Source organism: Mycolicibacterium wolinskyi (assembly GCF_002101965.1).
GTDB lineage: Bacteria > Actinomycetota > Actinomycetes > Mycobacteriales > Mycobacteriaceae > Mycobacterium > Mycobacterium wolinskyi.
Genome location: NZ_LQQA01000033.1, coordinates 197,954 through 223,082, shown reverse-complemented (window position 1 = coordinate 223,082; position 25,129 = coordinate 197,954). Strand labels below are relative to the sequence as shown.

The window sequence follows — 25,129 nt, the reverse complement described above, 5'->3', positions numbered from 1 at the left end:
TCGGCGTCCTCTCATAGGGAAGGCTGCCCTAAGTCTTGAAGTTGAAGTCGACTTCATGTCAACTGCTCCGCATGGACGAAAACCGACGTGGCGCGCACGTACAGATCGGTGAGGCCGCCGCCCTCTACGGGCTGGCACCGTCGGCATTGCGCTGGTGGGAGAAACAGGGCGTATTGCCCGAGCCGGACCAGAACGGAGGCAGGCGCACGTACAGCGAGGCCGACCTGCGCCGGATCGGGCTGGCGTATCTGTGCGCGGTCACCGGACGGATGCCGCTGGACCAGGCCGCGATCGTGACGTCCGGCGATACACAGAACGGCGAATGGCTGGAGGCGGTGCGGGGCCACATCAAGCGGCTCGACGAGCAGTGTGCGCGACTACAGGCTGCGCGCGACTACCTGACGCATCTGCTGCTGTGCACGTCGGACGATCCGACAACGGATTGTCCATACCTGGATGAGGAGCTGGTCAAACACACCCCGCGGGGGCGGTTCGCCGAGGCGGACCTGATCGATGCCGCCCGGCGATCTCGTACCTTGCTCCCCCGGCTGGACTCGAACCAGCAACCCTTCGGTTAACAGCCGAATGCTCTGCCAATTGAGCTACAGGGGACTGCCTTTCCGCGGATCTCCTCCGCGGCCGAGCGTTGACTCTAGCGTACTGACCGCCACCGCCGCCAATGCGATCCCACACGGGCGAGTCGACGCGTCGGTGAGGCAGGATGGACACACACAACTGTCGTCTGGGAGGAACGCTGTGATCCGCTATGCCGCCGTGATCGCCGTCGGCTACGTGCTCGGCGCGAAGGCCGGCCGCCGTCGCTACGAGCAGATCGCCAGCACCTATCGCGCGGTCACGTCCAACCCTGCGACGCGAGCCGTCATCGACGCCGGGCGGCGCCAGATCGCGCGGCGCGTGTCACCCGACCCGGAGTTCGTGACGATGACCCCCATAGACGCAGAAACGTCGGTGCTCTCCGTGGAGAACACCGACGATTCGGTGAAGGCCAAGCGCGGCTGGTGAGCGCTAGCCGATGCTCTGATTGATCGTCGTGCCGGGAAGCAGCGGGCCGGTGCTCAGGCCCGGGTTACCGCTGCCGGGCGCGCCGATGGAGACCGGCGGGATGCCGCCGACCGCGGGCTGACCGTTGGAGTACGACAGGCACTTGCCGTCCTCTTTGTTGCCGAACCAGGCCAGGCAGGCCGGGGCGGCAGTGACGTCGGACTGCGGGGTCGTGGCGGCGAGGAAGGCCGGGGCGGCCACTGCGGCTGCCGCGAAAGCCCCGACTGCGACGAAGCGCCGCGTCCGGTTGCTGAACTGTGTCACCAGGTTGCCTTTCTCAGCTCGTCCATAGATCGGCTCCACCCTATCGTGATGTGAGCTCTCACGCAGTGAGGTCGTCGCCGCTCGCTTGTTCCAGCAGGCTGCGGCGGTAGGACTCCATCGCGACGAGGTCACCGAACAGGGCGTGATATTCGTCTCCCTGCTCGACCGGCGACATCCGTTGCAACTTGGACTTCACCTCGGCGATCTGGCGGCCCACCCAGACCTCCTGCAGGCGGGCCAGCACGCTGCCGATGTAGCGCGGGAGCTTCTCGTCGTCTTCGACGTTGATCGCCTCTACGCCGAGCTCGTTGACGAGGCTGGCGGCCGCCGGAGACGACGTCTGCTCGCGCACCGCTTCGATCCACTGCGCCCCGGACACGCCCGACGCCGTGCCGCCTGCCGCCTCCATGGCGGTGCGCACGGCGGCATAGCCGGGATGCGTGAAGCTCTCCACGGTCAGCGAATCGAACACCGGGCCGGCCAGCGCCGGATACTGCAGGCCCGCCTTGAGCGCCTCCCGCTGCGGCCACAGCGTGGGATCGCTCGGGTCGGGCCGCTGCACCGGGGGCGCCTTGGGTCGGGCCTGCGGCTCGGCACCGGCACGGCGGCCGTCGCGGCGGCCACCGCTGGCTTCCTCACGCACGCGCCCGATCACCTGCGCCACGTCGTCCCAGCCGACCCAGCCGGCGAGCTGGCGGGCGTATTCATCGCGCAGGGTCGGGTCTTTGATCCCGGCCGCCATCGGCACACACCGGCGCAGCGCGGCCACGCGGCCTTCGGCACTGTCGAGGTCGTGTTCGGCGAGCGCGCTGCGAATCACGAACTCGAACAACGGTGTTCGGCGGGCCACCAGATCCCGCAGCGCGCCGTCGCCGGAACGCAACCGCAGATCGCACGGGTCCATGCCGTCCGCCGCGACCGCCACGAACGACTGCCCGGCCAGGTTCTGCTCCCCCTCGAACGCCTTGACGGCCGCGGCCCGCCCGGCGGCGTCGCCGTCGAACACGTAGATCAGTTCACCGCGAAAGAAGTTGTCGTCCATCATGAGTCGCCGCAACATCGACAGGTGCTGGTCGCCGAACGCCGTCCCGCACGAGGCCACTGCCGTGGTCACCCCGGCCAGATGCATGGCCATCACGTCGGTGTAGCCCTCGACGACCACGGCCTGATGGCCCTTGGCGATATCGCGCTTGGCGCGGTCCAGCCCGAACAGCACCTGAGACTTCTTGTACAGCACGGTCTCTGGCGTGTTGACGTATTTGGCCTGGTTCTGGTCGTCATCGAACAACCGGCGCGCGCCGAAGCCGATGGTCTCGCCCGACGACACCCGGATCGGCCACAGCAACCGGCGGTGGAACCGGTCCATCGGGCCGCGCTTGCCCTCGCGGCTCAGCCCGGCCGCTTCGAGCTCCTTGAACTCAAAACCTTTGCGCAGCAGGTGCTTTGTCAGCTTGTCCCAGCCCGACGGCGCGAATCCGCAGCCGAACTGGGCGGCCGCAGCGGCATCGAAATTGCGTTCGGTCAGGTACTTGCGGGCCTCGGCGGCCTCGTCGGACTGCAGCGCCTCGGCGTAGAACTCCTGCGCGGCGGCATTGGCGGCCAGCAAGCGGCTGCGGCTGCCCCGGTCGCGCTGCACGTTCGTGGTCGACGCGCCGGTGTAGGTGACGGTGTAGCCGACCCGGTCCGCCAGGAGCTCGACTGCCTCGACGAAGCTGACGTGCTCGATCTTCTGGACGAACGCGTAGACGTCACCGCCCTCGCCACAACCGAAACAGTGGAAGTGGCCGTGGTTGGGCCGGACGTGGAACGACGGCGATTTCTCGTCATGGAAGGGGCACAGGCCCTTCATCGAGTCGGCCCCGGCACGCCGCAACTGGACGTAATCGCCCACGACATCCTCGATGCGGACTTTGTCACGGATGGCCGCGATATCGCGATCAGGAATCCGGCCGGCCACCGGCCTAGTCTATGCGTGCCGGAAACTCCGGTTGAACGGGTTTGCCCGCGGCGGGGAGGGACGCAGATGAGCTTCGGCGGATACGGCGGGCCCCCGCCACCACACACCTTTTCGGCGCCGCCACCCGCGGCACCGGTCAATCCCTTGTCGACGCTGTCGATCGTGTTCGGCTTCGTGTTCGCCCCGGTCGGCGCCGTACTCGGCCACCTCGCGCTGACACAGATCAAGAAACGTCGCGAGCGGGGTCGTGGGCGGGCGGTGGCCGGACTGACCATCTCCTACTGCGTGATCGTTGCCGCAGTCGTCGCGGTGGTGGTGTGGGCGGTGCTACCCGGCAAATCGGACGCCCCGGCGACGTCGGGGACGTCCGCGGCCGAGAGCGAGAAGTCGGCCAAGCAGTTGCTCTTGACCGGGAGCGAGCTCGGTGAATTGCTCGGCGAGACGTTCGAACCCGTCCCCCAAGACGCCGTCGAAGGCGGCATCGACGACATGGCCGAGACCTCGAGCTCCCAGGCCGGTGCCGAACCGTACGACTGCATCGGTCCCGTCGTGGTGGCCGAGCGGAGTGGTTACGCCGACGCCGATGTGCAGGACTTCGCGCGTCAGGTCTGGCGCGGCTCCGACGGGGTGGTCAGGAAGGTCGACGAGGCCGTCATCGAACTGTCGACGCCCGAGGATGCTCAGGCGGTTTTCGATGAGATCAAGGCGACGTGGCAACGCTGTGACGGCCAGACCGTCACCTATTGGGGTACCGAGATACCCGATGCCGGGCACCTGACGCACAAGATCACCGATATCCGGACCGAGGAGACGACGCTGGCCGCGACGGTGTTGTTCGGGCACACCAAGAATGCGCAGACCAGTCCCAACGCCCGGGCCGTCACGGTCGCGGGCAGCTACCTGGTCGAGACCGAGATCTCGTTCGACGACGAGGAATCCACGGCGGCCGCCAACCCCGAGACGAGCGGTGTTGACGTGGCGTGGGCGATCGCCGACAAGATCGGCGCCTGAGGCTCTTCAGTCCAACGGCCGGGGCGAGCGCGCTTCGTGCACTCGTTCCAGCCGCCCCTCGGTGTAGGACGCGATCTGGTCGATCACCACGCGCAACCGGGCACCGTCGTCGTCGGCCGCGGTGAACTCCGGCTCGAACTGCGGGTCGAGACTGCCGGGCGCCTGCGCCCACAGCGCCAGGGCCACCTCGTGGATGAGTGTCCGCTGGTCCGCCTGGATCTGCAGATGTCGGTGGTCGGACATGATGAACTGCAACGCCAGCATCTTGAGCACGGCGACCTCGGCGCGCACGAGGTTCGGCACCGCGAGATCGGTGTCGAAGCGCTTGAGCGGACCGTCGCCGGCCACCTCGCGGGTCTCGGCGATCGCCGCACTCGCGAACCGGCCGACGAGCTCACTCGTCAGGCGTTTGAGCGCCACCGAGGCCGCGAGCGTTCCGTCGTACTTGCCCACGCCCGCCACGACAGGCATCTCCGACAGCCGCTGCGCGGCAGCCAGCAGTTCGTCGTGCGTCACGGTCGGGAAGGACTCGGCGCCCAGGCGCGCGAGCGAGTCGGCGGCGTCGGCGTCGGCGAGCACCCGCAGATCGATCCGCCCCGAGATCACACCGTCCTCGACGTCGTGCACGGAGTACGCGACGTCATCGGCCCAGTCCATCACCTGCGCTTCCAGGCACGGCCGCTCAGCAGGCGCACCGTCGCGCATCCAGGCCGCGGCGTCGAGGTCGTCGTCATAGAAGCCGAACTTCTTGCGGCCGCCGTAACGCTGCCACGGGTATTTCGTCACCGCGTCGAGCGCTGCCCTGGTCAGGTTCAAACCCGCCGAACGGCCATCGCCGTCAAGGACTTTCGGCTCGAGGCGGGTGAGGATCCGGAAGTTCTGCGCATTGCCCTCGAATCCGCCGAAGGCATTGGCGATCTCGTTGAGCGCACGCTCGCCGTTGTGACCGTACGGCGGGTGCCCGATGTCGTGGGCGAGCCCGGCCAGGTCGACGAGGTCGGGATCGCAGCCGAGGCCGATGGCCATACCGCGACCGATCTGGGCCACCTCAAGCGAATGGGTCAGGCGAGTCCGCGGGGTCTCGCTCTGCCGCGGTCCGACGACCTGCGTTTTGTCGGCCAGCCGCCGCAGAGCGGCACTGTGCAGCACCCGGGCTCGGTCCCGCGCGAAGTCGGTGCGGTGCTCGGTATCGGTCCCCGGCAGCGCAGCACCTTTCGGCGCTTCGTCCACCAGGCGTTGCCGGTCGAAGTCGTCATAGTGGTCGTGCCCTACTGCGTTCACCGGGGCACAGTCTGCCAGGACACGCCGCCTGACTCGTGCAGCACATTAGATTGACCGTCATGCGCATCGCCCGTCTGTTCAGCATGCTGCTCGCGATCCTGATGACCGGGTTGCTCGTCGCCCCCGGCGCAACCGCCGAACCGCCGCTGCGGCTGGCCACTCAGCTCACCGACAATGCGGGCGCGCTGTCGACTTCCCAGCGCGCCAGTGTGCAACGAGCTCTCGACCAGCTCTACGACGACCGCCGCATCCAGCTGTGGGTCGTGTTCGTCGAGGACTTCTCCGGGCAGAACTATCTCGGCTGGGCACAGAACACCATGCAGTTGAGCGAGCTGGGTGACGACGATGCGCTGCTGGCGGTCGCCACCCGGGCGCGTTCGTTCGCATTCCAGGTCCCCGACACCCTCCCTGGCGGCAACTCGCGCGCCGAGGAGATCCGGCGCGACAACATCGAACCGGCGCTGCGACGCGACGACTGGGCGGGCGCGGCGATCGCGGCCGCCAACAATCTGAACGCCGAACCGCCCGCGCCGGAATCCAGCGTGTCGTGGCCCGCGATGCTGATCGCCCTCGGCGTGTTGCTCGTACTGGGCGGGCTGCTGTGGTGGTGGTCGCGCCGGCGCCGCGCCAAGCGCCGCAAGGCCGAATTCGAGGCCGCGAAGCGGGTGGACCCGACCGACGCCAATGCGCTTGCGACGGTGCCGCTCGAAGCGCTCGATGAGCTCTCGCGCTCGATCGTCGTCGATGTCGACAACGCCGTGCGTACCAGCGAAGCCGAACTCGAACTGGCGGTCGAAGAGTTCGGCCCCAAGCGGACCGAACCGTTCAGCACGGCCCTGGCCAACGCGAAAACGGCGCTGGCGCAAGCCTTCAACGTGCGTCAGATCCTTGACGACGACGCCCCGGAGACACCGCTGCAGCAGCGCGATCTGCTGACCCGGGTCGTGGTGTCGGCGGCCAAGGCCGATCGGGAACTCGATGCGCAGAGCCAAGCCTTCGAACAGCTGCGCGATCTCGTGATCAACGCCCCCGCACGGCTCGACACCATGACGCAACAGATGGTCGACCTGACCGCGCGGATGAACCCGTCGGCCCAGACCCTCGATGGGTTGCACAAACAGTTCGACGCCACCGCACTCAGCTCGGTCGCAGGCAACGTCGATGCGGCAAAGGAGAGGCTGGCGTTCGCCGACCGCAACATCGGCAACGCCCGCAATCTGGTGGCCCGGCCCGCCGGTGATCAGACCGGGTTGGTCGACTCGGTGCGGGCGGCCGAGTCCGCGCTCGACCAGGCCCGGACCCTCCTCGACGCCGTCGACAGCGCGGCCACCGACATCAACCGGGCACTGGCCGGGCTGCCCGCCGCGATCACCGACATCCAAGCCGGTATCGATCAGGCGAATACCCTTCTCGCACAACCGGGTACGCCGCAGACCGACAAACTCGCAGCGGCCCGTGATGCCGCGGCCAAAGCCGCTGACGACGCCAGGGCCAACGGCAACGCCGACCCGCTGGGCACCTTCACGCGGCTGACGCAGGCCGATGCCAACCTCGACCAACTGCTGGCCAGCGTGCACGAACAGCGCGAAGCCGCCGAACGCCTCGCGCGGACTCTGGAGCAGGCGCTCTTCACCGCCCAGTCGCGCATCAAAGCGGTGTCGGACTTCATCGAGACCCGGCGCGGCAGCATCGGCCCGGAGGCGCGCACGAGGCTCGCCGAGGCCAGCCGGCAACTACAGGCCGCCGAGGCCAAACGGGCCAGCAACCCGAATGAGGCTGTCGCACATGCCAATGGGGCCTCGACACTCGCCGCCCAGGCGCAGGGCCTTGCCAACGACGACGTGCGCGCGGCGCAGCGTTCCTACACCTCGCAGTACGGAGGCGGCGGGTCCGATATGGGCGCCGTGCTCGGCGGCATCATCATCGGCAACATCCTGCGCGGCGGCTTCTCCGGCGGAGGAGGGTTCGGCGGGGGCTATGGCGGAGGATTCGGCGGTGGCCGCGGCATGGGCCGCCCGACGTCCTACGGCGGGGCATCGCGCTCGTCCGGCCGCAGCTACAGCGGTGGCGGCGGCCGGTTCTGAGCGCGCGCTCAGCAGCCCTTCAGCCGCACCGCCAAGTAGTCGGACACCTTGTCGAGTGCTACCCGCTCCTGCGTCATGGCGTCGCGCTCGCGGATGGTGACCGCGCTGTCTTCGAGCGTGTCGAAATCGACTGTCACGCAGTACGGTGTGCCGATCTCGTCCTGGCGGCGGTAGCGGCGGCCGATCGCACCGGCGTCGTCGAATTCGACGTTCCAGCTCTTACGCAGCTCGGCAGCGAGGTCGCGGGCCTTCGGTGACAGGTCGGCGTTGCGCGACAACGGCAGCACGGCCGCCTTGACCGGCGCGAGGCGCGGGTCGAGCTTGAGCACGGTCCGCTTGTCCACGCCGCCCTTGGCGTTGGGCGCCTCGTCCTCGGTGTAGGAGTCGACCAAAAACGCCATCAGCGAACGCGTCAGACCCGCTGCTGGCTCGATCACGTAAGGCACGTACCGGGTTTCGGTGGCCTGGTCGTAGAACGACAGGTCGACGCCGGAATGCTGTGAGTGCGTGGACAAGTCGAAGTTCGTGCGGTTGGCCACGCCTTCCAGCTCACCCCACGGGTTGCCGGCGAAACCGAACTTGTACTCGATGTCGACGGTGCGGTCGCTGTAGTGCGACAGCTTCTCCTTGGGATGCTCGTAGAGCCGCAGGTTGTCGCGGTTGATGCCGAGGTCGACGTACCACTCCAGCCGCGTGTCGATCCAGTACTGGTGCCACTCACCCGCCGTCGACGGCTCGACGAAGAACTCCATCTCCATCTGCTCGAACTCGCGGGTGCGGAAGATGAAGTTGCCGGGCGTGATCTCGTTGCGGAAGCTCTTGCCGATCTGACCGATGCCGAAGGGCGGCTTCTTGCGTGCGGTGGTGACCACATTCGCGAAGTTCACGAAGATGCCCTGCGCGGTCTCGGGCCGCAGGTAGTGCAAGCCCTCCTCGGTCTCGATCGGGCCGAGGTAGGTCTTGAGCATCATGTTGAAGTCGCGGGGCTCGGTCCACTGGCCCTTGGTGCCGCAGTCCGGGCACACGATCTCGTCCATCGGCACTGAGTCGGGGTCATCGAGACCCTTCTTCGCCGCGTACGCCTCCTGCATGTGGTCCTGCCGATGACGCTTGTGGCAGTTCAGGCACTCGACCAGCGGATCGTTGAACACCTCGACGTGGCCGGACGCGACCCACACCTGCCGCGGCAGGATGATGGCGCTGTCCAGGCCGACGACGTCGTCACGGCCGGTGACCACCGAGCGCCACCACTGGCGCTTGACGTTCTCCTTGAGTTCGACACCGAGTGGCCCGTAGTCCCATGCCGACTTGGTGCCGCCGTAGATTTCGCCCGACTGGTAGACAAGGCCACGGCGTTTCGCCAGGTTCGCAACGGTGTCGATGATGGATGCCACGGTGCAACAGCGTAGCGACCGGCGGCCTGGCACTGATAATCCGGCGCACCGGCCCGAACTGTTGACATGCATCAACGCGCATGTATTCTGGCCGCATAATGAAAACGATTTCCAGTTTGGCAGACGATCAGCACGCTGACGCGCACCAGCATCACGGCGCGCCGGCTCCCGAGCTGCCGCCGCGCGAGGTCCTCGACACCGCCGGCGAGTTGCTGCGCGCACTGGCCGCGCCACTGCGGATCGCGATCGTGCTGCAACTGCAGCAGTCCCAGCGCTGCGTGCACGAACTGGTCGACGCACTCGGTGTGCCGCAACCCCTGGTGAGTCAGCACTTGCGCATCCTCAAGCAGGCCGGGGTGGTTTCCAGCGAGCGGGCCGGCCGCGAGGTGCTCTATCGGTTGGTCGACCACCACCTCGCGCACATCGTCGTCGACGCCGTCGCCCACGCCGGCGAGGACCGCCGGTGACAGGCGCGGTCCGGTCCACCCGCCAACGCGCGGCGATTGCCGACCTTCTCAACGAGACCGACGGGTTTCGCTCCGCTCAGGAACTGCATGACGAGTTGCGCCGTCGCGGCCAGGGCATCGGGCTGACCACGGTCTATCGCACCCTGCAGGCCATGGCGACCGCGGGAGTCGTCGACACCTTGCGGACCGACACCGGCGAATCCGTCTACCGGCGGTGCTCGGAGCACCATCACCACCACCTGGTGTGCCGCGCGTGCGGTTCCACGGTCGAAGTGTCGGGCCCCGACGTCGAGACCTGGGCCGCCGACGTCGCCCGCGAGCACGGGTTCTCCGACGTCAGCCACACGATCGAGATTTTCGGCGTCTGCGGTGAGTGCGTCGGCGCCACCTAGCCGCACGCCGCTCGATGGCAGGTGCCGGTGCGCCCGGCTATGAGCGACAATGTCGCGGAAAACAGCTCACCTGTCCCACTGGGAGCATGAGCCCCATGGGCACAATCACACGAAGCACTCCTACGTCGCTGCGCCACAGCGGCCTCAGTTGTTACCTGCCCGCCCTGCGCGCGACTTTGTCGCTGTAAGGCGGGCACGCCGAATCGCGTGACGCACGTGGCCAGCGGGCCATGAGTGGCAGTTGTTATCCACGCCGTGAGGCTGAAGCGAATGATGTTACGCACGAGGCGTTTTCCGCGACATTGTCGCGGAAAGGCGGGCCGACCGGATACACCCAGCCGCTCCTCGACCGAGCCGCCACTCCTAGACCGGATCGCGCGCCAACCCGAGCACCGTGTGTCTGGTCAGCGGCGCAAGTTCGATGGCGCCGGGTGCATGCGGGTCGACCCAGGCCATCTCCTCGATCTCGGCCTGAGGCGCGGGATCGCCGTCGAGTACGACCGAATACAGCTGGGCGTCCACGACGTGGCCGGGTTCGTTGGCGGCGGCCGCGGTGTAGCGGCCCAGCGCCCGAGCCGACGTCGTATCGAAGCCCGTGCCGAGTTCCTCGTAGACCTCGCGGACGAGTGCCTGCAACGGCTCTTCGCCGGGCTCGATCTTTCCGCCGGGCTGCATGAACGATGACGTGCCGCGCTTGCGGACCACGAGCACGTGATTGCGCTCGTCGAGGACCACGGCCGCGACGATGCCGATGACCGACGTCACGACGTCAGATCCCGGCGGACGTCGGCTCCGGTCGCCAGGACCATCAGGATCAGGGTGCGCAGAGCGTCGTCGGTGAGCCCGGCGGCCGGAAAGTTGTACCGCAGCATGACGTCGGCGACCTTCTTGGCCGCCCCCTTTCGGACCGCGCCCTTGGCCGTCGCGCCGTCGGCGGGCGTCTCGACAACCTTCTCCACCAACACCACGGTGCCCAGCATGGTGCGGCTCGCGTGCGCGGCAACGCGGTCACGAATCTTGTTGTTGAGCGGCAGATCCCAGGCCAGCGGCTGGGTCAACGAGACCATCTCCAAGTCCTCGGCGATCGCGACGACCCGCACCGACGCCACCGATCCGTCGACCGTCACGGTCAGCGCGTTGTCCTCCTCCTCGACGACGGACATCACCTCGCCGAGCACCGACGACAACCGTTGCAGGAGGCCGGGCATCACGCCCTGCCGAAGCGACGATTGCGGTTCACGTATTCCTCGCACGCCGCCCACAGATCGCGCCGGTCGTAGTCTGGCCAGAGCTTGTCCTGGAACACGAACTCGGCGTAGGCGGCCTGCCACAGCAAGAAGTTACTGGCCCGCTGCTCCCCCGAGGTGCGGATGAACAAGTCCACGTCGGGGATGTCGGGGCGGTGCAGGTGTTTGGCGAACGAGGCTTCGCTGATCCGGCTCGGGCTGATCTTGCCTGCCACCGCTTCCTCGGCGAGTGCCCTGGTGGCCTCGACGATCTCGGTGCGCCCGCCGTAATTCACGCAGTAGTTGATGGTGATGACGTCATTATCGACCGTCATCTGCTCGGCGATGTCGAACTCCTTGATGACACTGCGCCACATCTTGGGCCGCGAGCCGACCCAGCGCATCCGCACGCCCATGTCGTTGAGATTCTCGCGGCGTCGCCGCACCACCTCACGGTTAAAGCCCATCAGGAAGCGCACTTCTTCGGTGCTGCGCTTCCAGTTCTCGGTCGAGAACGCGTACACCGTCAGATGCTTGATACCGATCTCGATCGCACCGCACGTGATGTCGATGAGCACCGCCTCGCCCATCTTGTGGCCCTCGGTGCGGCCCAATCCGCGCTGTGTGGCCCAGCGGCCGTTGCCATCCATCACCACTGCGACATGGTTGGGCACCTGATCGGCCGGGATCTGCGGAGCAGCCTCTTTGGACGTGTGCTGGGGCGGGCGGGCGAAGCGGCCGTTGGTGCCGGCTGGGATGTCGGGGAAGACGACCGGCCAGGTCGATTTGTCCGGGAACGTCGGGTAGTCGTCAGGCGCCGGGGGCAGCTGTGGGTAGGTGGTCTTGTCCCGCTTCCCGTCCCGCTTCAAAGCCATGCGCCATATCCTGCCTGACCAGCGCTGCCCGCTGATCGGCGACCGTGCGATCGATCCGGTACACACGCTCGACCAGAGGCAATGTCCGTAACTGACGCTCCAGATGCCACTGCAGATGTGCGGCGATGAGGCCGCTGGCCTGGCTGCGGTGCCCTGGCGATGTCGTCTCGGCGTACTCCCAGTCGCCGTCGTGCAGCGCTGCCATCAGCTCGAGCACGGGCTGCGGCGGCGTGGCCGAACCGCTGGGCCGACAGTGCACACACACGCTGCCGCCCGCCGCGACATGGAATGCCCGGTGCGGGCCGGGTGCGGCACATCGCGCGCATTCGGTCAGCGCCGGAGCCCAGCCGGCGACCCCCATGGCCCGCAACAGATACGCGTCGAGCACCAATTCGCGTTCCCGGGACCCGTCAGCAATCGCGCGCAGCGCCGAAACGGTCAGCCGGTGCAACGCGGGCATCGGCGCCCGCTCCTCACCGGCGAGCCGCTCGGCGGTCTCCAGCATCGCGCACGCACTGGTGTAGCGGCCGTAGTCGCTGACGATGTCGGCCGCGAACGCGTCGATTGCCTGAACCTGGGTGACGATGTCGAGATTGCGGCCCGGATGCAGCTGCACATCAATGTGGGCAAACGGCTCCAGCCGCGCGCCGAACTTGCTGCGCGTCCGCCGCACGCCCTTGGCCACCGCGCGGACCAATCCGTGGTCGCGGGTGAGCAGGGTGACGATCCGGTCGGCCTCGCCGAGCTTGTGCTGGCGCAGCACGACCGCCCGGTCACGATACAGCCGCATCGTGACAGTCTCGCATCATGGCCTGACAAGTTCCGTTATGCACCGCCGATATTCTCGAAAGTGATGGGCAAATCTACGACTTGCGACTCGGCCACCACTCCCTTCCCGACCCTGACGAACCAGCTGTATCAACTTGCCAGCGGCGCCATCACCTCTGACGAATTGGTACGCAGATCGCTGCATGCGATCACCGCAAGCCAGTCGACCCTCAACGCGTTCCGCGTCGTGCTGACCGAACAGGCACTGGCCGATGCCGCCAAGGCCGACCGCGATCGCGCGGCCGGCAAACAGCTCCCGTTGCTGGGGATCCCCATCGCGGTCAAGGACGACGTCGACATCGCGGGCGTGCCCACCCGCTACGGCACGAACGGCAACGCCCGCGTCGCGACCGCGGACGCCGAGGTGGTGCGTCGGCTGCGAGCCGCAGGCGCGGTCATCGTCGGCAAAACCAACACGTGCGAACTCGGGCAATGGCCGTTCACGAACGGGCCGGGCTTCGGCCACACCCGCAACCCGTGGTCGAGCAAACACAGCCCGGGTGGCTCGTCCGGTGGGAGCGCGGCCGCCGTCGCCGCGGGCCTCGTGGCCGCGGCGATCGGTTCCGACGGCGCGGGCAGCGTTCGCATCCCGGCCGCGTGGACCCATCTGGTCGGAATCAAACCCCAGCGCGGCCGTATCTCGACCTGGCCGCTGCCCGAGGCGTTCAACGGCATCACGGTCAACGGTGTGCTGGCCCGCACGGTCACCGACGCGGCCCTCGTTCTCGACGCCGCATCCGGCAACGCCGACGGCGACCTGCACAAGCCGCCGCCGATCCAGGCTGCCGACTACGTCGGACGGGCACCGGGCCCACTACGGGTGGCCATGTCGACGAAGTTCCCGTTCACCGGCTTCCGGGTGAAGCTGCACCCCGAGATCCGCGCCGCACTGCAGACGGTTGCCGACCAACTCGGCCACCTCGGTCACACCGTCGTCGCCAAGGACCCCAAGTACAGCGTGCGGATGTCATGGGACTTCCTGTCCCGGTCCACCGCCGGTCTGCTGGATTGGTCGTACCGGCTCGGTGACATCGAATACGACGACCGCACGGTCGCGAACATGCGCATCGGCCGGCTGCTGTCCGAGAACGTGCTGCGCAAGGCGCGCGCCCACGAAGCTCAGGTGCAGCGGCGCATCGGCTGGATCTTCAACCTCGTCGACGTCGTCATCGCCCCGACGACGGCACAACCGCCGCCGCTCACCCACGAATTCGACCGGCTCGGGTGGTACGCCACCGAACGCCGCGCAATCCAGGCGTGCCCGGTGACCTGGCCGTGGAACCTCCTCGGCTGGCCGTCGATCAGCGTGCCAGCCGGGTTCACCTCGGACGGATTGCCGATCGGCGTGCAGCTCATGGGTCCGGCCAACAGCGAGCCGATGCTGATCTCCCTGGCCGCCGAGCTCGAGGCCATCACCGGTTGGGCCGCCAAACAACCCACGGTCTGGTGGAACACCCCGGAAGGCCACCGCGTGCGCGACACCAACGGCGAGACACCCGAGAATTACGACGTATCGCAGGCGGTCGCGGCGGTCAACGCACTTCGCCAGCCGCCCGGACGGCTGGCGATGGCAAACGAGAACGAGTAGTCGACTACGCGCGCCACTCACCTTGGGCGCTCCTAGCGTTCGTGCCATGGCGGCATCAACGGGATGCCCCCACGAATATGGAGGCGCGATCATGTCCATCAGCTACCCGGCTCGTTTCGCCGTCGTCGCACTCGCCGCCACTGCCGTCACCGTGCCCGCACCAGCCCAGGCCGACCCGCTCCCGTACGGGCCCGACACCTGTATCCAGGGCTATGTGTGGCGCGAGGCACGGTCGGGCGACACCGTATGCGTAACACCCGAGACCCGTTCGACGGTCGCCCAGCAGAACGCCAACCCCAAGGCGCACAAAGACCCCAACGGTGCCTATGGACCCGAAAGCTGCGCTCAGGGTTACGTGTGGCGGGAAGCGTTCGACGGCGACACGATCTGCGTCACCCCGGATTTCCGCCAGCAGATGTTCGACGACAACGCTGCCGCCTCGTCACGCAAACAAGCCAACGCTCCCGAGCCGACACCGCAGGCGGGCGGCGATTCAACGGTGGTCTTCGAGATCACCGGGTCGGGCACCGTGTACTCCATCGACGTCGATCCCGGCGGCCGGAAGGCGACGGAGAACACCCAGGTGCCGTGGAAGACTACGGCGACGGTCGGGCCGGACGTAGGCCTGTTGCAGGTGGTCGCGGTCGGCAAGACCGGCGAACAGGGCTGCCGGATAACCCTCGACAACGAGGTCGTCGCCGAAGAACCGGTCGGCGGCGGCGCGCACTGCGTGTTCAGCCGGCCCTGACTGTCAGAACCCAAGCCTGCCAAGTTGTTTGGGGTCGCGCTGCCAGTTCTTGGCGATCTTGACCCGCAGGTCGAGGTAAACCTTTGTGCCGAGCAGCTTTTCGATCTGTGTACGCGCCGCGGTGCCGACCTCGCGGAGCCGGGCGCCGCCTTTCCCGATGACGATGCCTTTCTGGCTGTCGCGCTCCACATAGAGGATGGCGTGCACGTCGATGAGGTCGTCACGTCCTTGCCTGGGTTCGACCTCCTCGATCACGACCGCCAGGGAGTGCGGCAGTTCGTCGCGCACGCCTTCGAGTGCGGCCTCGCGGATGAGTTCGGCCATGAGCACTTCTTCGGGTTCATCCGTGAGCTCACCGTCGGGGTAGTACGCCGGGCCCGGGGGCAGCTGAGCGACAAGGACGTCGGTGAGCACATCGAGTTGCTCGCCGGAAGTCGCCGAGACGGGGACGATCTCGGTGTCGGGACCGACCAACTCGCTGACCGCCAGCAGCTGTGCTGCCACCCGGTCCTTGGGCACCTTGTCGATCTTGGTGACGATGGCGATGAACGTGGTCTTGGGCGCGACGGCGCGGATCTGCTGGTAGATCCAGCGGTCGCCGGGACCGATGGCCTCGTCGGCGGGGATGCACATCCCGATGACGTCGACCTCGGAGTAGGTGTCTTTGACCAGGTCGTTGAGGCGTTGGCCGAGCAAGGTCCGGGGCCGGTGCAGGCCGGGGGTGTCGACGAGGATGATCTGGAAGTCCTCGCGGTGGACGATGCCGCGGATCGTGTGGCGCGTGGTCTGCGGACGATTCGACGTGATCGCGACCTTGGTCCCGACGAGGGCGTTCGTCAGCGTCGATTTGCCTGTGTTCGGCCGGCCGACGAAACAGACGAAGCCGGAACGGAACTCGCTCATACCGGCGTACCGGTCCGGTCCGTGACGATCACCGCGGCATCAGCCGACAGCTCACGCACCGCAGCCACACCCGCGTCGTCGGCCGATCCGCCGACCAGGACAGCCGCTTCCAGTCCCGTCGCGCCACTGGACACCGCGGCGGCCACCGCGGCCTGCAGCGCGGTCAGTTGCAAGGCGGCGAGATCGACGGGCGCGCCGGCGTACGTTCGGCCGTCTAGATCGCGCACGGCCGCTCCGGCAGCCGCTTCGGCGCGGCCCATCGCTCCGCGGGCCAGCACCACGAGCTTGGCGTCCTCGGCGTCGAGTTCAGTCATCCGGGTGATCTCCTCCTCGCGTGCGCGAATTCTCGTCAGGGGACTCCGTCGGCGAGACCAGCACGGTGTTGATTCGCACGCGGCCCCGATGATCGGGCCCGCCCTCGGCGCGCAAACGCAGTCCGTCCCAGGACACCTCGGCGCCGGGCAGCGGCACGCGCCCGAGCTCGAACGCCACGAGGCCGCCGACGGTGTCGACGTCGAGATCCTCGTCCAAGTCCAGCCCGTACAGCTCGCCGAGATCCTCGATCGGCAGTCGCGCCGACACGCGGTACTCCCGCTCCCCCAGGTCTTCCACGGGCGCGACCTCATCGGTGTCGTATTCGTCGGCGATCTCACCGACGATCTCTTCGAGCACATCCTCGATGGTCACCAGGCCGGCGATCGCGCCGTATTCGTCGACCAGCAGCGCCATGTGGTTGCGGTCGCGCTGCATCTCGCTGAGCAACTCATCGAGCGGCTTGGAGTCCGGCACGAACACCGCCGACCGCATGACCTGCGCGACCGTGGTGTCACGACCCCCGTTGGTCGAGTAGTAGGTCTGCTGCACAAGGTCTTTCAGATACACCACACCGACGATGTCGTCCACGTTCTCCCCGATCACCGGGATACGCGAATGCCCGCTACGGACCGCCAGCGATGTCGCTTGGCCCGCGGTCTTGTCACTTTCGATCCACACCATCTCGGTACGCGGAACCATGACCTCGCGGGCCGGGGTGTCACCGAGTTCGAACACCGACTGGATCATCCGGCGTTCCTCGTCGGCCACCACGCCGCGCTGTTGCGCCAGATCGACGACCTCACGCAGTTCGATCTCGGACGCGAACGGGCCGTTGCGAAAACCACGACCCGGGGTGAGCGCGTTACCGATCAACACCAGCAGCCGGCTGATCGGGGTCAGCAGCACCGAAATGGCCTGCAGCGGAAGCGCGGACACCAATGCGATGCTGTAGGCGTTCTGCCTGCCGACGGTACGAGGGCCGACACCGATGGCCACAAAGCTCGTCACCACCATGATCGCAGCGGCGGCGAACAGGCCCCAACTGACGCCGAGATGCCCGTCGAGGAACGACGCCAGCAGCACCGTCGCACTCACTTCGCATGTGATCCGCAGCAGCACCACGAGATTGATGTAGCGCGGGCGTTCGGCGACGACTCTGCCCAGCCGCGCCGCACCCGGCCGTTCGTCCCGGGTGAGTTCTTCGATGCGCGCGATCGACACCGTCGACAACGCGGCGTCGATGGCCGCGAACAGACCGCCGAAGCCGACCAGGATGATCGCGCCGAACAGGGGTAGGAGCCCGCTCACGGTTGGTCGAAGTATCGGGACTTGTCCAACAGCTGCCGATCTTTGTCGCTCTGTCGGTCGGCGTGGTAGGCCTGCACCTGATCGGCGACCCATTCCTCCAGCAGCTGACGCTGCAGGGCGAACATCTCTTTCTCCTCGTCCGGTTCGGCGTGGTCGTATCCCAGCAGATGCAGCACACCGTGCACCGTCAGCAGGGCCAACTCCTGGCCCAGGGAATGTCCGGCCTTCGCGGCCTGCTGCTCGGCGAACTCCGGGCACAGCACGATGTCACCGAGCATGGCCGGGCCGGGCTCGGGCGAATCCGGCCGACCGCCGGGTTCGAGCTCGTCCATCGGGAAGCTCATGACGTCGGTGGGGCCGGGCAGGTCCATCCACCGCATGTGCAGGTCGGCCATCGCCGCGCTGTCGAGCAGCACCATCGACAGCTCAGCCGCGGGATGCACGTCCATCTTGGCGATGACAAACCGTGCGACACTGATCAATTCGGATTCGGAGACGTCGATCCCCGACTCGTTGGAAACCTCGATGCTCATCGTCTGGGCCGCCCGCTCGACGACCGGCGCTGGGCCCGGTTGAGCATCGCCGGCTCCTCGTGGCGCGCGTAGGCGTCGACGATCTCCGACACCAGGCGATGCCGGACCACGTCTGCGCTCGTGAGTTCGGCGAAGTGGATGTCGTCGATGCCATCGAGGATCTGCATGGCCGCCCGCAGCCCCGACGTCGCTCCGCCGGGCAGGTCGACCTGCGTGACATCGCCCGTCACAACGACTTTCGAGCCGAACCCCAGACGCGTCAGGAACATCTTCATCTGCTCGGCGGTGGTGTTCTGCGCCTCGTCGAGAATGATGAAGGCGTCGTTGAGGGTGTTGTGCGTAAGCAGGAAATCCTCGGTGACGTACAGCGAGTCCTCGGCCGCCACACTGATACACACGGCTTCCTCGGTGCCGGCGGGTTCGATGCGGTCGATGAACCGCATCGGGCGGCCGCCGCCGGTCGCGTCGTACTTCGCAACCTTGCGCGAGAGCCGGAAGGGCACGACCCCTGCAGGAAGGCGGATGTCGAGGATGTGTGCATCGGAACGGTGATGGACCTCGCGACCGCGAGCCATCCCAGGCTTGCGGCCCTCGGCTTTCCGCGTACGTGCGTACACGACGCCACCCAGCGACTCCACGATGAAGGCGACGTCGTCGCGCATCTGATCCGAAATGGTCGTGTACTGAATACGGCAGGTCCGGCCCTCTTGGGTGACCGGGCCCCCATCGGTGTCGAGGAGGCCCTGCAAGACCGCGAGTCGCACGTCTGCCGAGTTGAACAGGTAATCCGCGGGAACGAACTTGGTGTCGGATTTCTTCCCTGACAGGCCTAGCGCACGCATCACGCCGGTCACCGGATTCTCGATCGTGATGACCTCACCAGGCGTCGTGATCCGGTTCAGCACATAGTCGACGGCGGTCTTTTGTCGCGCCGTGATCCCTGGGATGAGTCGCTCGAGGGACTCGGCGAGTTCCGGATCATTGGTCGCGAATGTCGGCGTCGCCGTGCATGAGAAACATCCGTCGCCCAAGAGCAGGCCGAGCGCATACGGATCCATCGGAACAGGTTTCGACTCGAAGACCACGGGAGCGCTCAGCAGCGGCAATTCGTATCGGTGATAGTGGGCCGCACGGAGATTGCCGATCATCTCCTTGGTCTCCAGGACCCGGGCCGGCTTTCCACGGCGTCGATCGTCGCGCGTGTAGACAGACCATAGGTGGTCACCGGAGGCCAGCGTGGATGCTCCGTCCTGCGTCTGGACTCGGTAGATTTCTTTGAAGCCTTGCGGGTAGACACCCGTGACCTCAGTCGGGCGGCCGTTCGAGCCGATCACGAAGTCCCCGACCTTCAGTTCGCCGATCCGCCGGAAGCCACTGGGCGTCAACACCTTGGCGAACAACGGCTGCGCACGACCACGCATATACGCCAACGGCGCGACCTCGATCACCCCGGCGCTCATCAGCTTCGGGATGAGTTCGGGATCCATCATGTCGTGCAACGCGTCGTACAGCGGGCGCAGATACGGGTCGATCTTCTCGCTCAGCGTGCCGGGCAGAAAGCCAAGGCGTTCACCGGCTTCCACCGCCGGACGGGTGAGGATGATGCGGTTGACCTGCTTGGTCTGCAATGCGTTGACGGCCTTGGCCATCGCCAGATACGTCTTGCCGGTGCCTGCAGGTCCGATCCCGAACACGACGGTGTGGGCGTCGATCGCATCGACGTAGCGCTTCTGGTTGAGCGTCTTGGGCCGGATGGTCTTGCCACGCCGCGACAGGATGTCGAGCGTGAGCACCTCGGCAGGCGACTCCTCACCCGTGCCGGTGAGGATCGCGACGCTGTGCCGGACCGCATCCGGTGTCACCGACTGGCCGCTGGAGGCGACGGCGATGAGCTCGGCGACGACGCGCTCGGCCAGCGCAACGTCGGCCGGCTCCCCGGAGAAGGTGACTTCGTTGCCGCGCACGTGAATGTCGGCAGCCAGTAGGTTCTCGATTGCCCGCAGATTCTCGTCGGCCGAGCCAAGCAGGCCCACGATGATGTCGGGCGGAACGGTGATGCTGCTGCGGACCGATCCGGAACCGGTGGTCGACGAGTCAGCGGTCGTGTCGCGGGGCGTCACGTGGGGTTTCGTGCCTGCTTTCTGTGTTCTCGTGACGGCTCTGGTGGCCGTACTGCTGTTCGTCAGTTTACCGCTGGTCAACGACTCGGCCCAACGGTTAAGGCCGCAACGGCAAAGGGCACCCCGCACGGGGTGCCCTTTGAGCCTGCGCTGCCGGTCAGTGGCTCTGGTGAACCGTGGTGTCCACCTGCGGAACCGTCACGTGCGGGCCGATGTTGTTGACCCAGTCGTGATGGCCGACGTCAGCCTGCGCGGGACCGGCCAAACCCAGAACCGCAGCGGCCAGTCCGCTGGCGATGACAGTGGCGAATCCGAACTTCTTCATGATGCTCATGCTTCTTTCGTGTCTGCGAGTGATGTTCGAGCCGTGGCGCGAATGTCGCGGTTCGGACGCGGTATCGACGCTCCGTTGTGCCGATCTATCTGGTTGAACACAAAGATCAGCGCGGTAATTCCGGTGGCAGCAATTGACCGGGTGTTGGCAGGACGTTACCGGCGACGGGCCTGGTGTTGACTTTGACACCAGGGCTGTGGGACGGGTCGGCCGACCCGTAGTTCACGACCGTGACGTCGAAATCGGGCGCGGGACGCGCTGCTCTTCTTCGGGTCCGAGATCTTCGAGTGGCGCGACGTCCTCGCCCGCGAGCACTTTGCGCATCCGCTCCTTGTCGAGTTGCCCTTCCCAGGCCGCGACCACGAACGTGGCCACGCAGTTGCCGAGCAGGTTCACCGAAACCCGCATCGAGTCCATGATCCGGTCAGCACCGAGCAGCAGCGCCACCGCAGCGACGGGTATCGCGCCATGACCGATCGCCGCCACGGTGGCCGAGAGCGCCAAGAACGACGAGCCGGGCACGCCCGCCATGCCCTTCGAGGTAAGCATGAGCACCAGAACTGCGGTGATCTGTTCCCCCAGGCTCAGATCGACGCCAAGCGCCTGAGCCAGGAACAGCACGCAGATGGAGAGGTAGAGCGTGGCGCCGTCCAGGTTGAACGAGTAGCCCGTCGGAACCACCAGTCCCGTCGTGGTTCGCGAGCATCCCGCGTTGGTCAGCTTGGTCATGATGCGTGGCAGCACGACCTCGGTGGACGCGGTACCCAGCGCCAGGAACATCTCGTCCTTGATATAGACGAGGAACCGCCACAGGTTCACCCCGGCGAACAATCGGGCGATCACCGCCAGGATCACGATGAACAGCGCGGCAGCGGCGTAGCAGGCCGCGATCAGCTTGGCGTAGCTGCCGAGGGAGCCGATCCCGTACTGACCGATGATGTAGGCCATCGCACCGAACGCACCCACCGGCGCGAGTCGCATGATCCAGCCGATGATCGTGAAGAAGATGTGGCTGAGGTGGTCGACGAACTCGAGGATGACCGGCGGGCCGCTCTCTCCGAACTTGGCCAGCGCCAGGCCGAACAGCACCGCGAAGAACAGCACTTGCAACAAGGCGTTTTCGGCGAACGCGGAGATCACCGAGCTGGGAATGATGTTGAGCAGAAACTCCACGGTATGGGGCAGCTCGCCGTCGTTCGTTTTCGCGGCGACGGCCTCTGCGCCGGTGGCCAGCGTCTGCGGGTCGATGCTGAAACCGGAACCGGGCTTGACGATGTTGCCCACCACAATCCCGAACAGCAACGCGAATGTCGTCACGGCCTCGAAGTAGATGAGTGCCTTCACACCGATTCGGCCGACCGACTTGAGATCTCCGACGTGCGCGATGCCGAGCACCACCGTGCAGAAGATGATCGGTGCGATCAACATCTTGATCAACTTGATGAACCCGTCGGCCAGTGGCTTGAGGTTCTCGCCGAAGTCGGGCCACAACCAGCCCACTGCGATACCCGCGACGATCGCGACGAACAACTGGATGAACAGCGACGTGTACCACGGCGGCTTGTTCGCGAGCCGGATCATCTCGCTCTGCGGCGGATCGATGGTTGTTGCCATGGCCGGCAACGTATCCAGCGTTCGTCACCTCACGGTGTGATCGATGTTTCGCGGAGGAAACCTGACGCCGGCCCGCGTCAGCCGGCGAAATCCCTCAGCGTGGCCGCGACGGCGTCGGCGTCCGGCGTCGCGTACATCTTTCGTGAGTTCTTGTCGTAGCTGGCCAGGAACGGACAGTCGCCGGCCGTACCGGAGACCGTGTCCCCGCTCTTGATCACCTTGCCGGTCTTGGCTTCGCGGAACTCGATCTCGTATTCGACGGAGTAGTAGTCGATGGTGACCGTGTCCCCGCCGTCATCGCCCTCACACGTCGTGGATTTCACGTCGCTGCCGAGCTTGCGCTCCAGGCACGCGACGACATTGATGGCCGAGTAGTCGTCCGAGCGAGCCCACTCGTTGTCCTCTACCGGCAGCCACGCGGTGTCGACGATCCCGAGACCTTCGTAGAAGGCCGCGATGTTGTACGGCTCGCGGTAGTCGGCGGCGTTGCTCAATGAGTCACCCTCGCACACCGTCGAAAAATCGCTCGCCGAATGGGCGGTCCTGACCTTGCCTTCGGATGCCACCGAGAAAACGCCGTATGCCATGAACGCAACCGCGAGCACCGCGATGACCACGATCGCGATCAGCAGCTTGGGGGTTCCTGACTTCTTCGGTGGCGGACCGGCCTGCGCCCATTGCCATGGCTGCCCGTACGGCGACGGCGGCGGCCATTGCGGGTGCTGGGGCGCATAAGGCGGCTGCTGCCCGTAAGGCGGCGGCGGCCCGTACGGAGGCGGACCGTACGGCGGCGGTGGACCTTGGGGCGGCAGACTCACGGTTGGCTCCTCCTCAGGTGCTGTCCACGCCGAAACAGCAGGCTGGCCAAGTCCAGCCTAAGGCGTGGCCAGGCATGCCGGAGACGCCAATTTCGAGCGAGCTAGACGCGCCAGCGCGGCGTCAGCGCGCCGATCGCGCCCAACGCCACCGCCGCGGCGGTCGAGGTCCGCAACACCGACGGCCCCAGCCGCACGGCCCGCGCCCCGGCCCCGCTCAGCGCGGCGATCTCCTCGTCGGCGATACCGCCTTCCGGGCCGACGATCAGGGTCAGTGAATCGGCTTGCGCGAGTGGCAGTTCGGTGATCGGCTCGGTGGCCGTTTCGTGCAGGGCCAACACCAGACCGCCGGCGGCAACCGCGTCGGTCACCCGGCCCACCAGCTCAGGCGTCGACAGCACGCCGTCGACGCCGGGAACGTAGGCCCGCCGGGACTGCCGTGCCGCCGACCGCGCGACCGCGGCCCAGCGGCGCAGGCCTTTGTCCACCTTCGGCCCGTCCCAGCGCGCGACGCACCGCGCCGCCTGCCACGCGACGAACCCGTCGGCGCCCGCCTCGGTGGCCAGTTCGATGGCCAGTTCGGAGCGGTCGGACTTCGGCAGCGCCTGGACGACCGTCACCGCCGGCTCGGCGGCCGTGATCAACGACCGTTCGGTCACGCGCGCCGACACCGTGCCCTTCGCGGTGGCCTCGACCACGCAGTGCGCGAGCATGCCAACGCCGTCGCTGAGGTCGATCTGCTCGCCGACGCGGATACGCCGGACGTTGGACGCGTGAAAACCCTCGTCGCCGTCGACGACCGCGAGTTCGCCCGCGTCGGGCAGCGCGTCGACGTAGAAAAGCGCTGCGCTCACGACGTCAGCGGCCGGAGAACGTCTCGCGCAACCTGCTGAACAAGCCACCCGAGCTGGCGGAGGCCTGCGCCGAGCGCACCTCGGCGGCCTCGCGGGCGCGGTTCTCCTTCAGCTTGCGCAGCAGGTCGATGTCGGTGTGGTCGAGCCGAGTCGGCACCATCACGTCGATGTGGGCATGGAGATCGCCGCGGACTCCCGACCGCAGATGCGGCATCCCGTGCCCGCGCAACGTCGTCACCGCGCCGGGCTGGGTACCTGCCGGGATCGTGAGCTCGGTGGGACCGTCGAGTATGGCGTCGACGGTGACCGTCGTGCCGAGCGCGGCGTCGACCATCGGCACCGAGATCGTGCAGTGCAGATCGTCGCCGTCGCGGACGAACGTGTCGTGCTGCTTCTCGTGAACCTCGACGTACAGGTCGCCCGCCGGACCGCCGCCGGGCCCGACCTCACCCTGGGCGGCCAGCCGCACCCGCATGCCGTCACCGACACCGGCCGGGATCTTGACGCTGATCTCGCGCCGGGCCCGCACTCGGCCGTCGCCGCCGCACCGGTTACAGGGATCGGGGATGACTTCGCCGACGCCGCCGCACACCGGGCAGGGACGTGACGTCATGACCTGCCCGAGCAGCGATCGCTGCACGGTCTGAACCTCGCCGCGACCACCGCAGGTGTCGCACGTGACGGGCGTCGACTTGCCGTTGGTGCCCTTGCCGTGGCACAGGTCGCACAACACGGCGGTGTCGACTGCCACCTGCTTGGTCACCCCGGTCGCGCATTCTTCGAGATCGAGCCGCATCCGCAGCAGCGAGTCCGCGCCGGGCCGTACCCGGCCGATCGGTCCGCGTGAGGCCGTGCCGCCGCCGAAGAACGCTTCGAAGACGTCGCCGAGGCCACCGAAACCGGCGCCGAATCCGTTTCCGGCTGAGCCGCCGACGGTCTCCATCGGATCGCCGCCCATGTCGACGATGCGGCGTTTCTCCGGATCGCTCAGTACCTCGTAGGCAACCTGGATCTCGGTGAACCTGCTCTGGGCTTCCTCGTCGGGATTGACGTCGGGGTGCAGTTCACGTGCCAACCGCCGATAGGCGCGCTTGATCTCCGAATCACTCGCGCCTTTGCTCACTCCGAGCAGGCCGTAATAATCGCGTGCCACGCT

General features: G+C 67.0%; 25 protein-coding genes, 1 tRNA gene and 1 pseudogene. 8 read left to right on the top strand and 19 right to left on the bottom strand.

Going from position 1 to position 25,129, the window contains the following annotated elements:
* Positions 1 to 71 precede the first annotated feature (71 nt).
* Positions 72 to 524: pseudogene (locus AWC31_RS31295) on the top strand (helix-turn-helix domain-containing protein); the annotation flags it as partial.
* Between the two features lie 15 nt (positions 525 to 539).
* On the opposite strand, the gene AWC31_RS31290 reads toward AWC31_RS31295, so the two are convergent.
* Positions 540 to 612: transfer RNA gene (locus AWC31_RS31290), tRNA-Asn, on the bottom strand.
* A gap of 144 nt (positions 613 to 756) precedes the next feature.
* On the opposite strand from AWC31_RS31290, the gene AWC31_RS31285 reads away from it, so the two are divergent.
* Positions 757 to 1,023, top strand: a complete 267-nt coding sequence (locus AWC31_RS31285) for a hypothetical protein (protein ID WP_067852079.1) — start codon at positions 757 to 759, stop codon at positions 1,021 to 1,023.
* A gap of 3 nt (positions 1,024 to 1,026) precedes the next feature.
* On the opposite strand, the gene AWC31_RS31280 is transcribed toward AWC31_RS31285, so the two are convergent.
* Both AWC31_RS31280 and dnaG read right to left on the bottom strand, forming a co-directional pair.
* Positions 1,027 to 1,326, bottom strand: a complete 300-nt coding sequence (locus tag AWC31_RS31280) for a DUF7155 family protein (protein ID WP_067852254.1) — start codon at positions 1,324 to 1,326, stop codon at positions 1,027 to 1,029.
* Positions 1,327 to 1,384: 58 nt separating this feature from the next.
* Entirely contained in the window at positions 1,385 to 3,283 is a 1,899-nt protein-coding gene (gene dnaG / locus AWC31_RS31275) for a DNA primase (protein ID WP_085148808.1), read from the bottom strand.
* 66 nt (positions 3,284 to 3,349) lie between these two features.
* Here dnaG and AWC31_RS31270 point away from each other — a divergent pair, with 66 nt between their 5' ends.
* Complete coding sequence (locus tag AWC31_RS31270) at positions 3,350 to 4,294, top strand: sensor domain-containing protein (protein ID WP_085148805.1); 945 nt, start codon at positions 3,350 to 3,352, stop codon at positions 4,292 to 4,294.
* 6 nt (positions 4,295 to 4,300) lie between these two features.
* Here AWC31_RS31270 and AWC31_RS31265 read toward each other — a convergent pair whose 3' ends face one another.
* A complete protein-coding gene (locus tag AWC31_RS31265; protein WP_067852073.1) occupies positions 4,301 to 5,575 on the bottom strand; it encodes a deoxyguanosinetriphosphate triphosphohydrolase in 1,275 nt (424 codons plus the stop codon).
* A gap of 59 nt (positions 5,576 to 5,634) precedes the next feature.
* On the opposite strand from AWC31_RS31265, the gene AWC31_RS31260 reads away from it, so the two are divergent.
* A complete protein-coding gene (locus AWC31_RS31260; protein ID WP_085148802.1) occupies positions 5,635 to 7,659 on the top strand; it encodes a TPM domain-containing protein in 2,025 nt (674 codons plus the stop codon).
* 8 nt (positions 7,660 to 7,667) lie between these two features.
* On the opposite strand, the gene AWC31_RS31255 is transcribed toward AWC31_RS31260, so the two are convergent.
* The gene (locus AWC31_RS31255) at positions 7,668 to 9,053 is read right to left on the bottom strand and encodes a glycine--tRNA ligase (protein ID WP_085148799.1); all 1,386 of its coding nucleotides are present in this window, start codon (positions 9,051 to 9,053) and stop codon (positions 7,668 to 7,670) included.
* 98 nt (positions 9,054 to 9,151) lie between these two features.
* Between AWC31_RS31255 and AWC31_RS31250 the strand changes: the two genes are divergently transcribed.
* The gene (locus tag AWC31_RS31250) at positions 9,152 to 9,520 is read left to right on the top strand and encodes an ArsR/SmtB family transcription factor (protein WP_067852068.1); all 369 of its coding nucleotides are present in this window, start codon (positions 9,152 to 9,154) and stop codon (positions 9,518 to 9,520) included.
* Complete coding sequence (locus tag AWC31_RS31245; RefSeq protein WP_067852066.1) at positions 9,517 to 9,912, top strand: Fur family transcriptional regulator; 396 nt, start codon at positions 9,517 to 9,519, stop codon at positions 9,910 to 9,912. The genes AWC31_RS31250 and AWC31_RS31245 overlap by 4 nt, the downstream gene beginning before the upstream one ends.
* Before the next feature lie 363 nt (positions 9,913 to 10,275).
* On the opposite strand, the gene AWC31_RS31240 is transcribed toward AWC31_RS31245, so the two are convergent.
* Genes AWC31_RS31240 through recO form a run of 4 tightly spaced genes read right to left on the bottom strand, consistent with a single transcriptional unit; the run spans position 10,276 to position 12,803 of the window.
* Positions 10,276 to 10,677 carry an NUDIX hydrolase gene (locus AWC31_RS31240; RefSeq protein ID WP_067852064.1) on the bottom strand — a complete coding sequence of 134 codons (402 nt, stop codon included), beginning with the start codon at positions 10,675 to 10,677 and terminating at the stop codon, positions 10,276 to 10,278.
* A complete protein-coding gene (locus AWC31_RS31235) occupies positions 10,674 to 11,120 on the bottom strand; it encodes a hypothetical protein (protein WP_085148796.1) in 447 nt (148 codons plus the stop codon). Before AWC31_RS31235 ends, AWC31_RS31240 begins: the two co-directional genes overlap by 4 nt.
* Positions 11,120 to 12,013, bottom strand: coding sequence for a decaprenyl diphosphate synthase (locus AWC31_RS31230; RefSeq protein ID WP_085148793.1), 894 nt, complete (start codon positions 12,011 to 12,013; stop codon positions 11,120 to 11,122). Before AWC31_RS31230 ends, AWC31_RS31235 begins: the two co-directional genes overlap by 1 nt.
* Positions 11,949 to 12,803 (bottom strand): DNA repair protein RecO, encoded by an 855-nt coding sequence (gene recO / locus AWC31_RS31225; RefSeq protein ID WP_067852252.1) that lies wholly within the window; start codon positions 12,801 to 12,803, stop codon positions 11,949 to 11,951. Before recO ends, AWC31_RS31230 begins: the two co-directional genes overlap by 65 nt.
* Before the next feature lie 63 nt (positions 12,804 to 12,866).
* Between recO and AWC31_RS31220 the strand changes: the two genes are divergently transcribed.
* Positions 12,867 to 14,429 carry an amidase gene (locus tag AWC31_RS31220; RefSeq protein WP_084356776.1) on the top strand — a complete coding sequence of 521 codons (1,563 nt, stop codon included), beginning with the start codon at positions 12,867 to 12,869 and terminating at the stop codon, positions 14,427 to 14,429.
* Positions 14,430 to 14,520: 91 nt separating this feature from the next.
* A complete protein-coding gene (locus AWC31_RS31215; protein WP_085148790.1) occupies positions 14,521 to 15,177 on the top strand; it encodes an MmpS family transport accessory protein in 657 nt (218 codons plus the stop codon).
* Between the two features lie 3 nt (positions 15,178 to 15,180).
* On the opposite strand, the gene era is transcribed toward AWC31_RS31215, so the two are convergent.
* From era to dnaJ, 10 genes are all read right to left on the bottom strand, one after another.
* Positions 15,181 to 16,080 (bottom strand): GTPase Era, encoded by a 900-nt coding sequence (gene era / locus AWC31_RS31210; protein WP_085148787.1) that lies wholly within the window; start codon positions 16,078 to 16,080, stop codon positions 15,181 to 15,183.
* Positions 16,077 to 16,394, bottom strand: a complete 318-nt coding sequence (locus AWC31_RS31205; RefSeq protein WP_067852054.1) for a cytidine deaminase-like protein — start codon at positions 16,392 to 16,394, stop codon at positions 16,077 to 16,079. The genes era and AWC31_RS31205 overlap by 4 nt, the downstream gene beginning before the upstream one ends.
* A complete protein-coding gene (locus tag AWC31_RS31200; protein WP_067852051.1) occupies positions 16,387 to 17,703 on the bottom strand; it encodes a hemolysin family protein in 1,317 nt (438 codons plus the stop codon). Before AWC31_RS31200 ends, AWC31_RS31205 begins: the two co-directional genes overlap by 8 nt.
* Positions 17,700 to 18,236, bottom strand: a complete 537-nt coding sequence (gene ybeY, locus AWC31_RS31195; RefSeq protein WP_085148784.1) for an rRNA maturation RNase YbeY — start codon at positions 18,234 to 18,236, stop codon at positions 17,700 to 17,702. The genes AWC31_RS31200 and ybeY overlap by 4 nt, the downstream gene beginning before the upstream one ends.
* Positions 18,233 to 20,356 carry a PhoH family protein gene (locus AWC31_RS31190; protein WP_085148783.1) on the bottom strand — a complete coding sequence of 708 codons (2,124 nt, stop codon included), beginning with the start codon at positions 20,354 to 20,356 and terminating at the stop codon, positions 18,233 to 18,235. Before AWC31_RS31190 ends, ybeY begins: the two co-directional genes overlap by 4 nt.
* Before the next feature lie 157 nt (positions 20,357 to 20,513).
* The gene (locus tag AWC31_RS36995) at positions 20,514 to 20,690 is read right to left on the bottom strand and encodes a hypothetical protein (protein WP_165766084.1); all 177 of its coding nucleotides are present in this window, start codon (positions 20,688 to 20,690) and stop codon (positions 20,514 to 20,516) included.
* 222 nt (positions 20,691 to 20,912) lie between these two features.
* Positions 20,913 to 22,304: a C4-dicarboxylate transporter DctA gene (gene dctA, locus AWC31_RS31185; RefSeq protein ID WP_085149886.1), complete on the bottom strand. Its 1,392-nt coding sequence runs from the start codon at positions 22,302 to 22,304 to the stop codon at positions 20,913 to 20,915.
* 77 nt (positions 22,305 to 22,381) lie between these two features.
* A complete protein-coding gene (locus AWC31_RS37565; protein ID WP_165766086.1) occupies positions 22,382 to 23,122 on the bottom strand; it encodes a hypothetical protein in 741 nt (246 codons plus the stop codon).
* Positions 23,123 to 23,223: 101 nt separating this feature from the next.
* Complete coding sequence (locus AWC31_RS31175; RefSeq protein ID WP_085148777.1) at positions 23,224 to 23,973, bottom strand: 16S rRNA (uracil(1498)-N(3))-methyltransferase; 750 nt, start codon at positions 23,971 to 23,973, stop codon at positions 23,224 to 23,226.
* Between the two features lie 4 nt (positions 23,974 to 23,977).
* Positions 23,978 to 25,126, bottom strand: coding sequence for a molecular chaperone DnaJ (dnaJ, locus tag AWC31_RS31170; RefSeq protein WP_085148774.1), 1,149 nt, complete (start codon positions 25,124 to 25,126; stop codon positions 23,978 to 23,980).
* Positions 25,127 to 25,129 lie beyond the last annotated feature (3 nt).

Excerpts from the sequence above, each read along its gene's own strand:
- AWC31_RS31215 (WP_085148790.1), top strand. The coding sequence starts at position 14,521 with ATGTCCATCAGCTACCCGGCTCGTTTCGCCGTCGTCGCACTCGCCGCC.
- AWC31_RS31235 (WP_085148796.1), bottom strand. The coding sequence starts at position 11,120 with ATGCCCGGCCTCCTGCAACGGTTGTCGTCGGTGCTCGGCGAGGTGATG.
- ybeY (WP_085148784.1), bottom strand. The coding sequence starts at position 18,236 with ATGAGCATCGAGGTTTCCAACGAGTCGGGGATCGACGTCTCCGAATCC.
- era (WP_085148787.1), bottom strand. The coding sequence starts at position 16,080 with ATGAGCGAGTTCCGTTCCGGCTTCGTCTGTTTCGTCGGCCGGCCGAAC.
- AWC31_RS31220 (WP_084356776.1), top strand. The coding sequence starts at position 12,867 with ATGGGCAAATCTACGACTTGCGACTCGGCCACCACTCCCTTCCCGACC.
- recO (WP_067852252.1), bottom strand. The coding sequence starts at position 12,803 with ATGCGGCTGTATCGTGACCGGGCGGTCGTGCTGCGCCAGCACAAGCTC.
- AWC31_RS36995 (WP_165766084.1), bottom strand. The coding sequence starts at position 20,690 with ATGAGCATCATGAAGAAGTTCGGATTCGCCACTGTCATCGCCAGCGGA.
- dctA (WP_085149886.1), bottom strand. The coding sequence starts at position 22,304 with ATGGCAACAACCATCGATCCGCCGCAGAGCGAGATGATCCGGCTCGCG.
- AWC31_RS31270 (WP_085148805.1), top strand. The coding sequence starts at position 3,350 with ATGAGCTTCGGCGGATACGGCGGGCCCCCGCCACCACACACCTTTTCG.
- AWC31_RS31230 (WP_085148793.1), bottom strand. The coding sequence starts at position 12,013 with ATGGCTTTGAAGCGGGACGGGAAGCGGGACAAGACCACCTACCCACAG.
- AWC31_RS31260 (WP_085148802.1), top strand. The coding sequence starts at position 5,635 with ATGCGCATCGCCCGTCTGTTCAGCATGCTGCTCGCGATCCTGATGACC.
- AWC31_RS31250 (WP_067852068.1), top strand. The coding sequence starts at position 9,152 with ATGAAAACGATTTCCAGTTTGGCAGACGATCAGCACGCTGACGCGCAC.
- AWC31_RS31205 (WP_067852054.1), bottom strand. The coding sequence starts at position 16,394 with ATGACTGAACTCGACGCCGAGGACGCCAAGCTCGTGGTGCTGGCCCGC.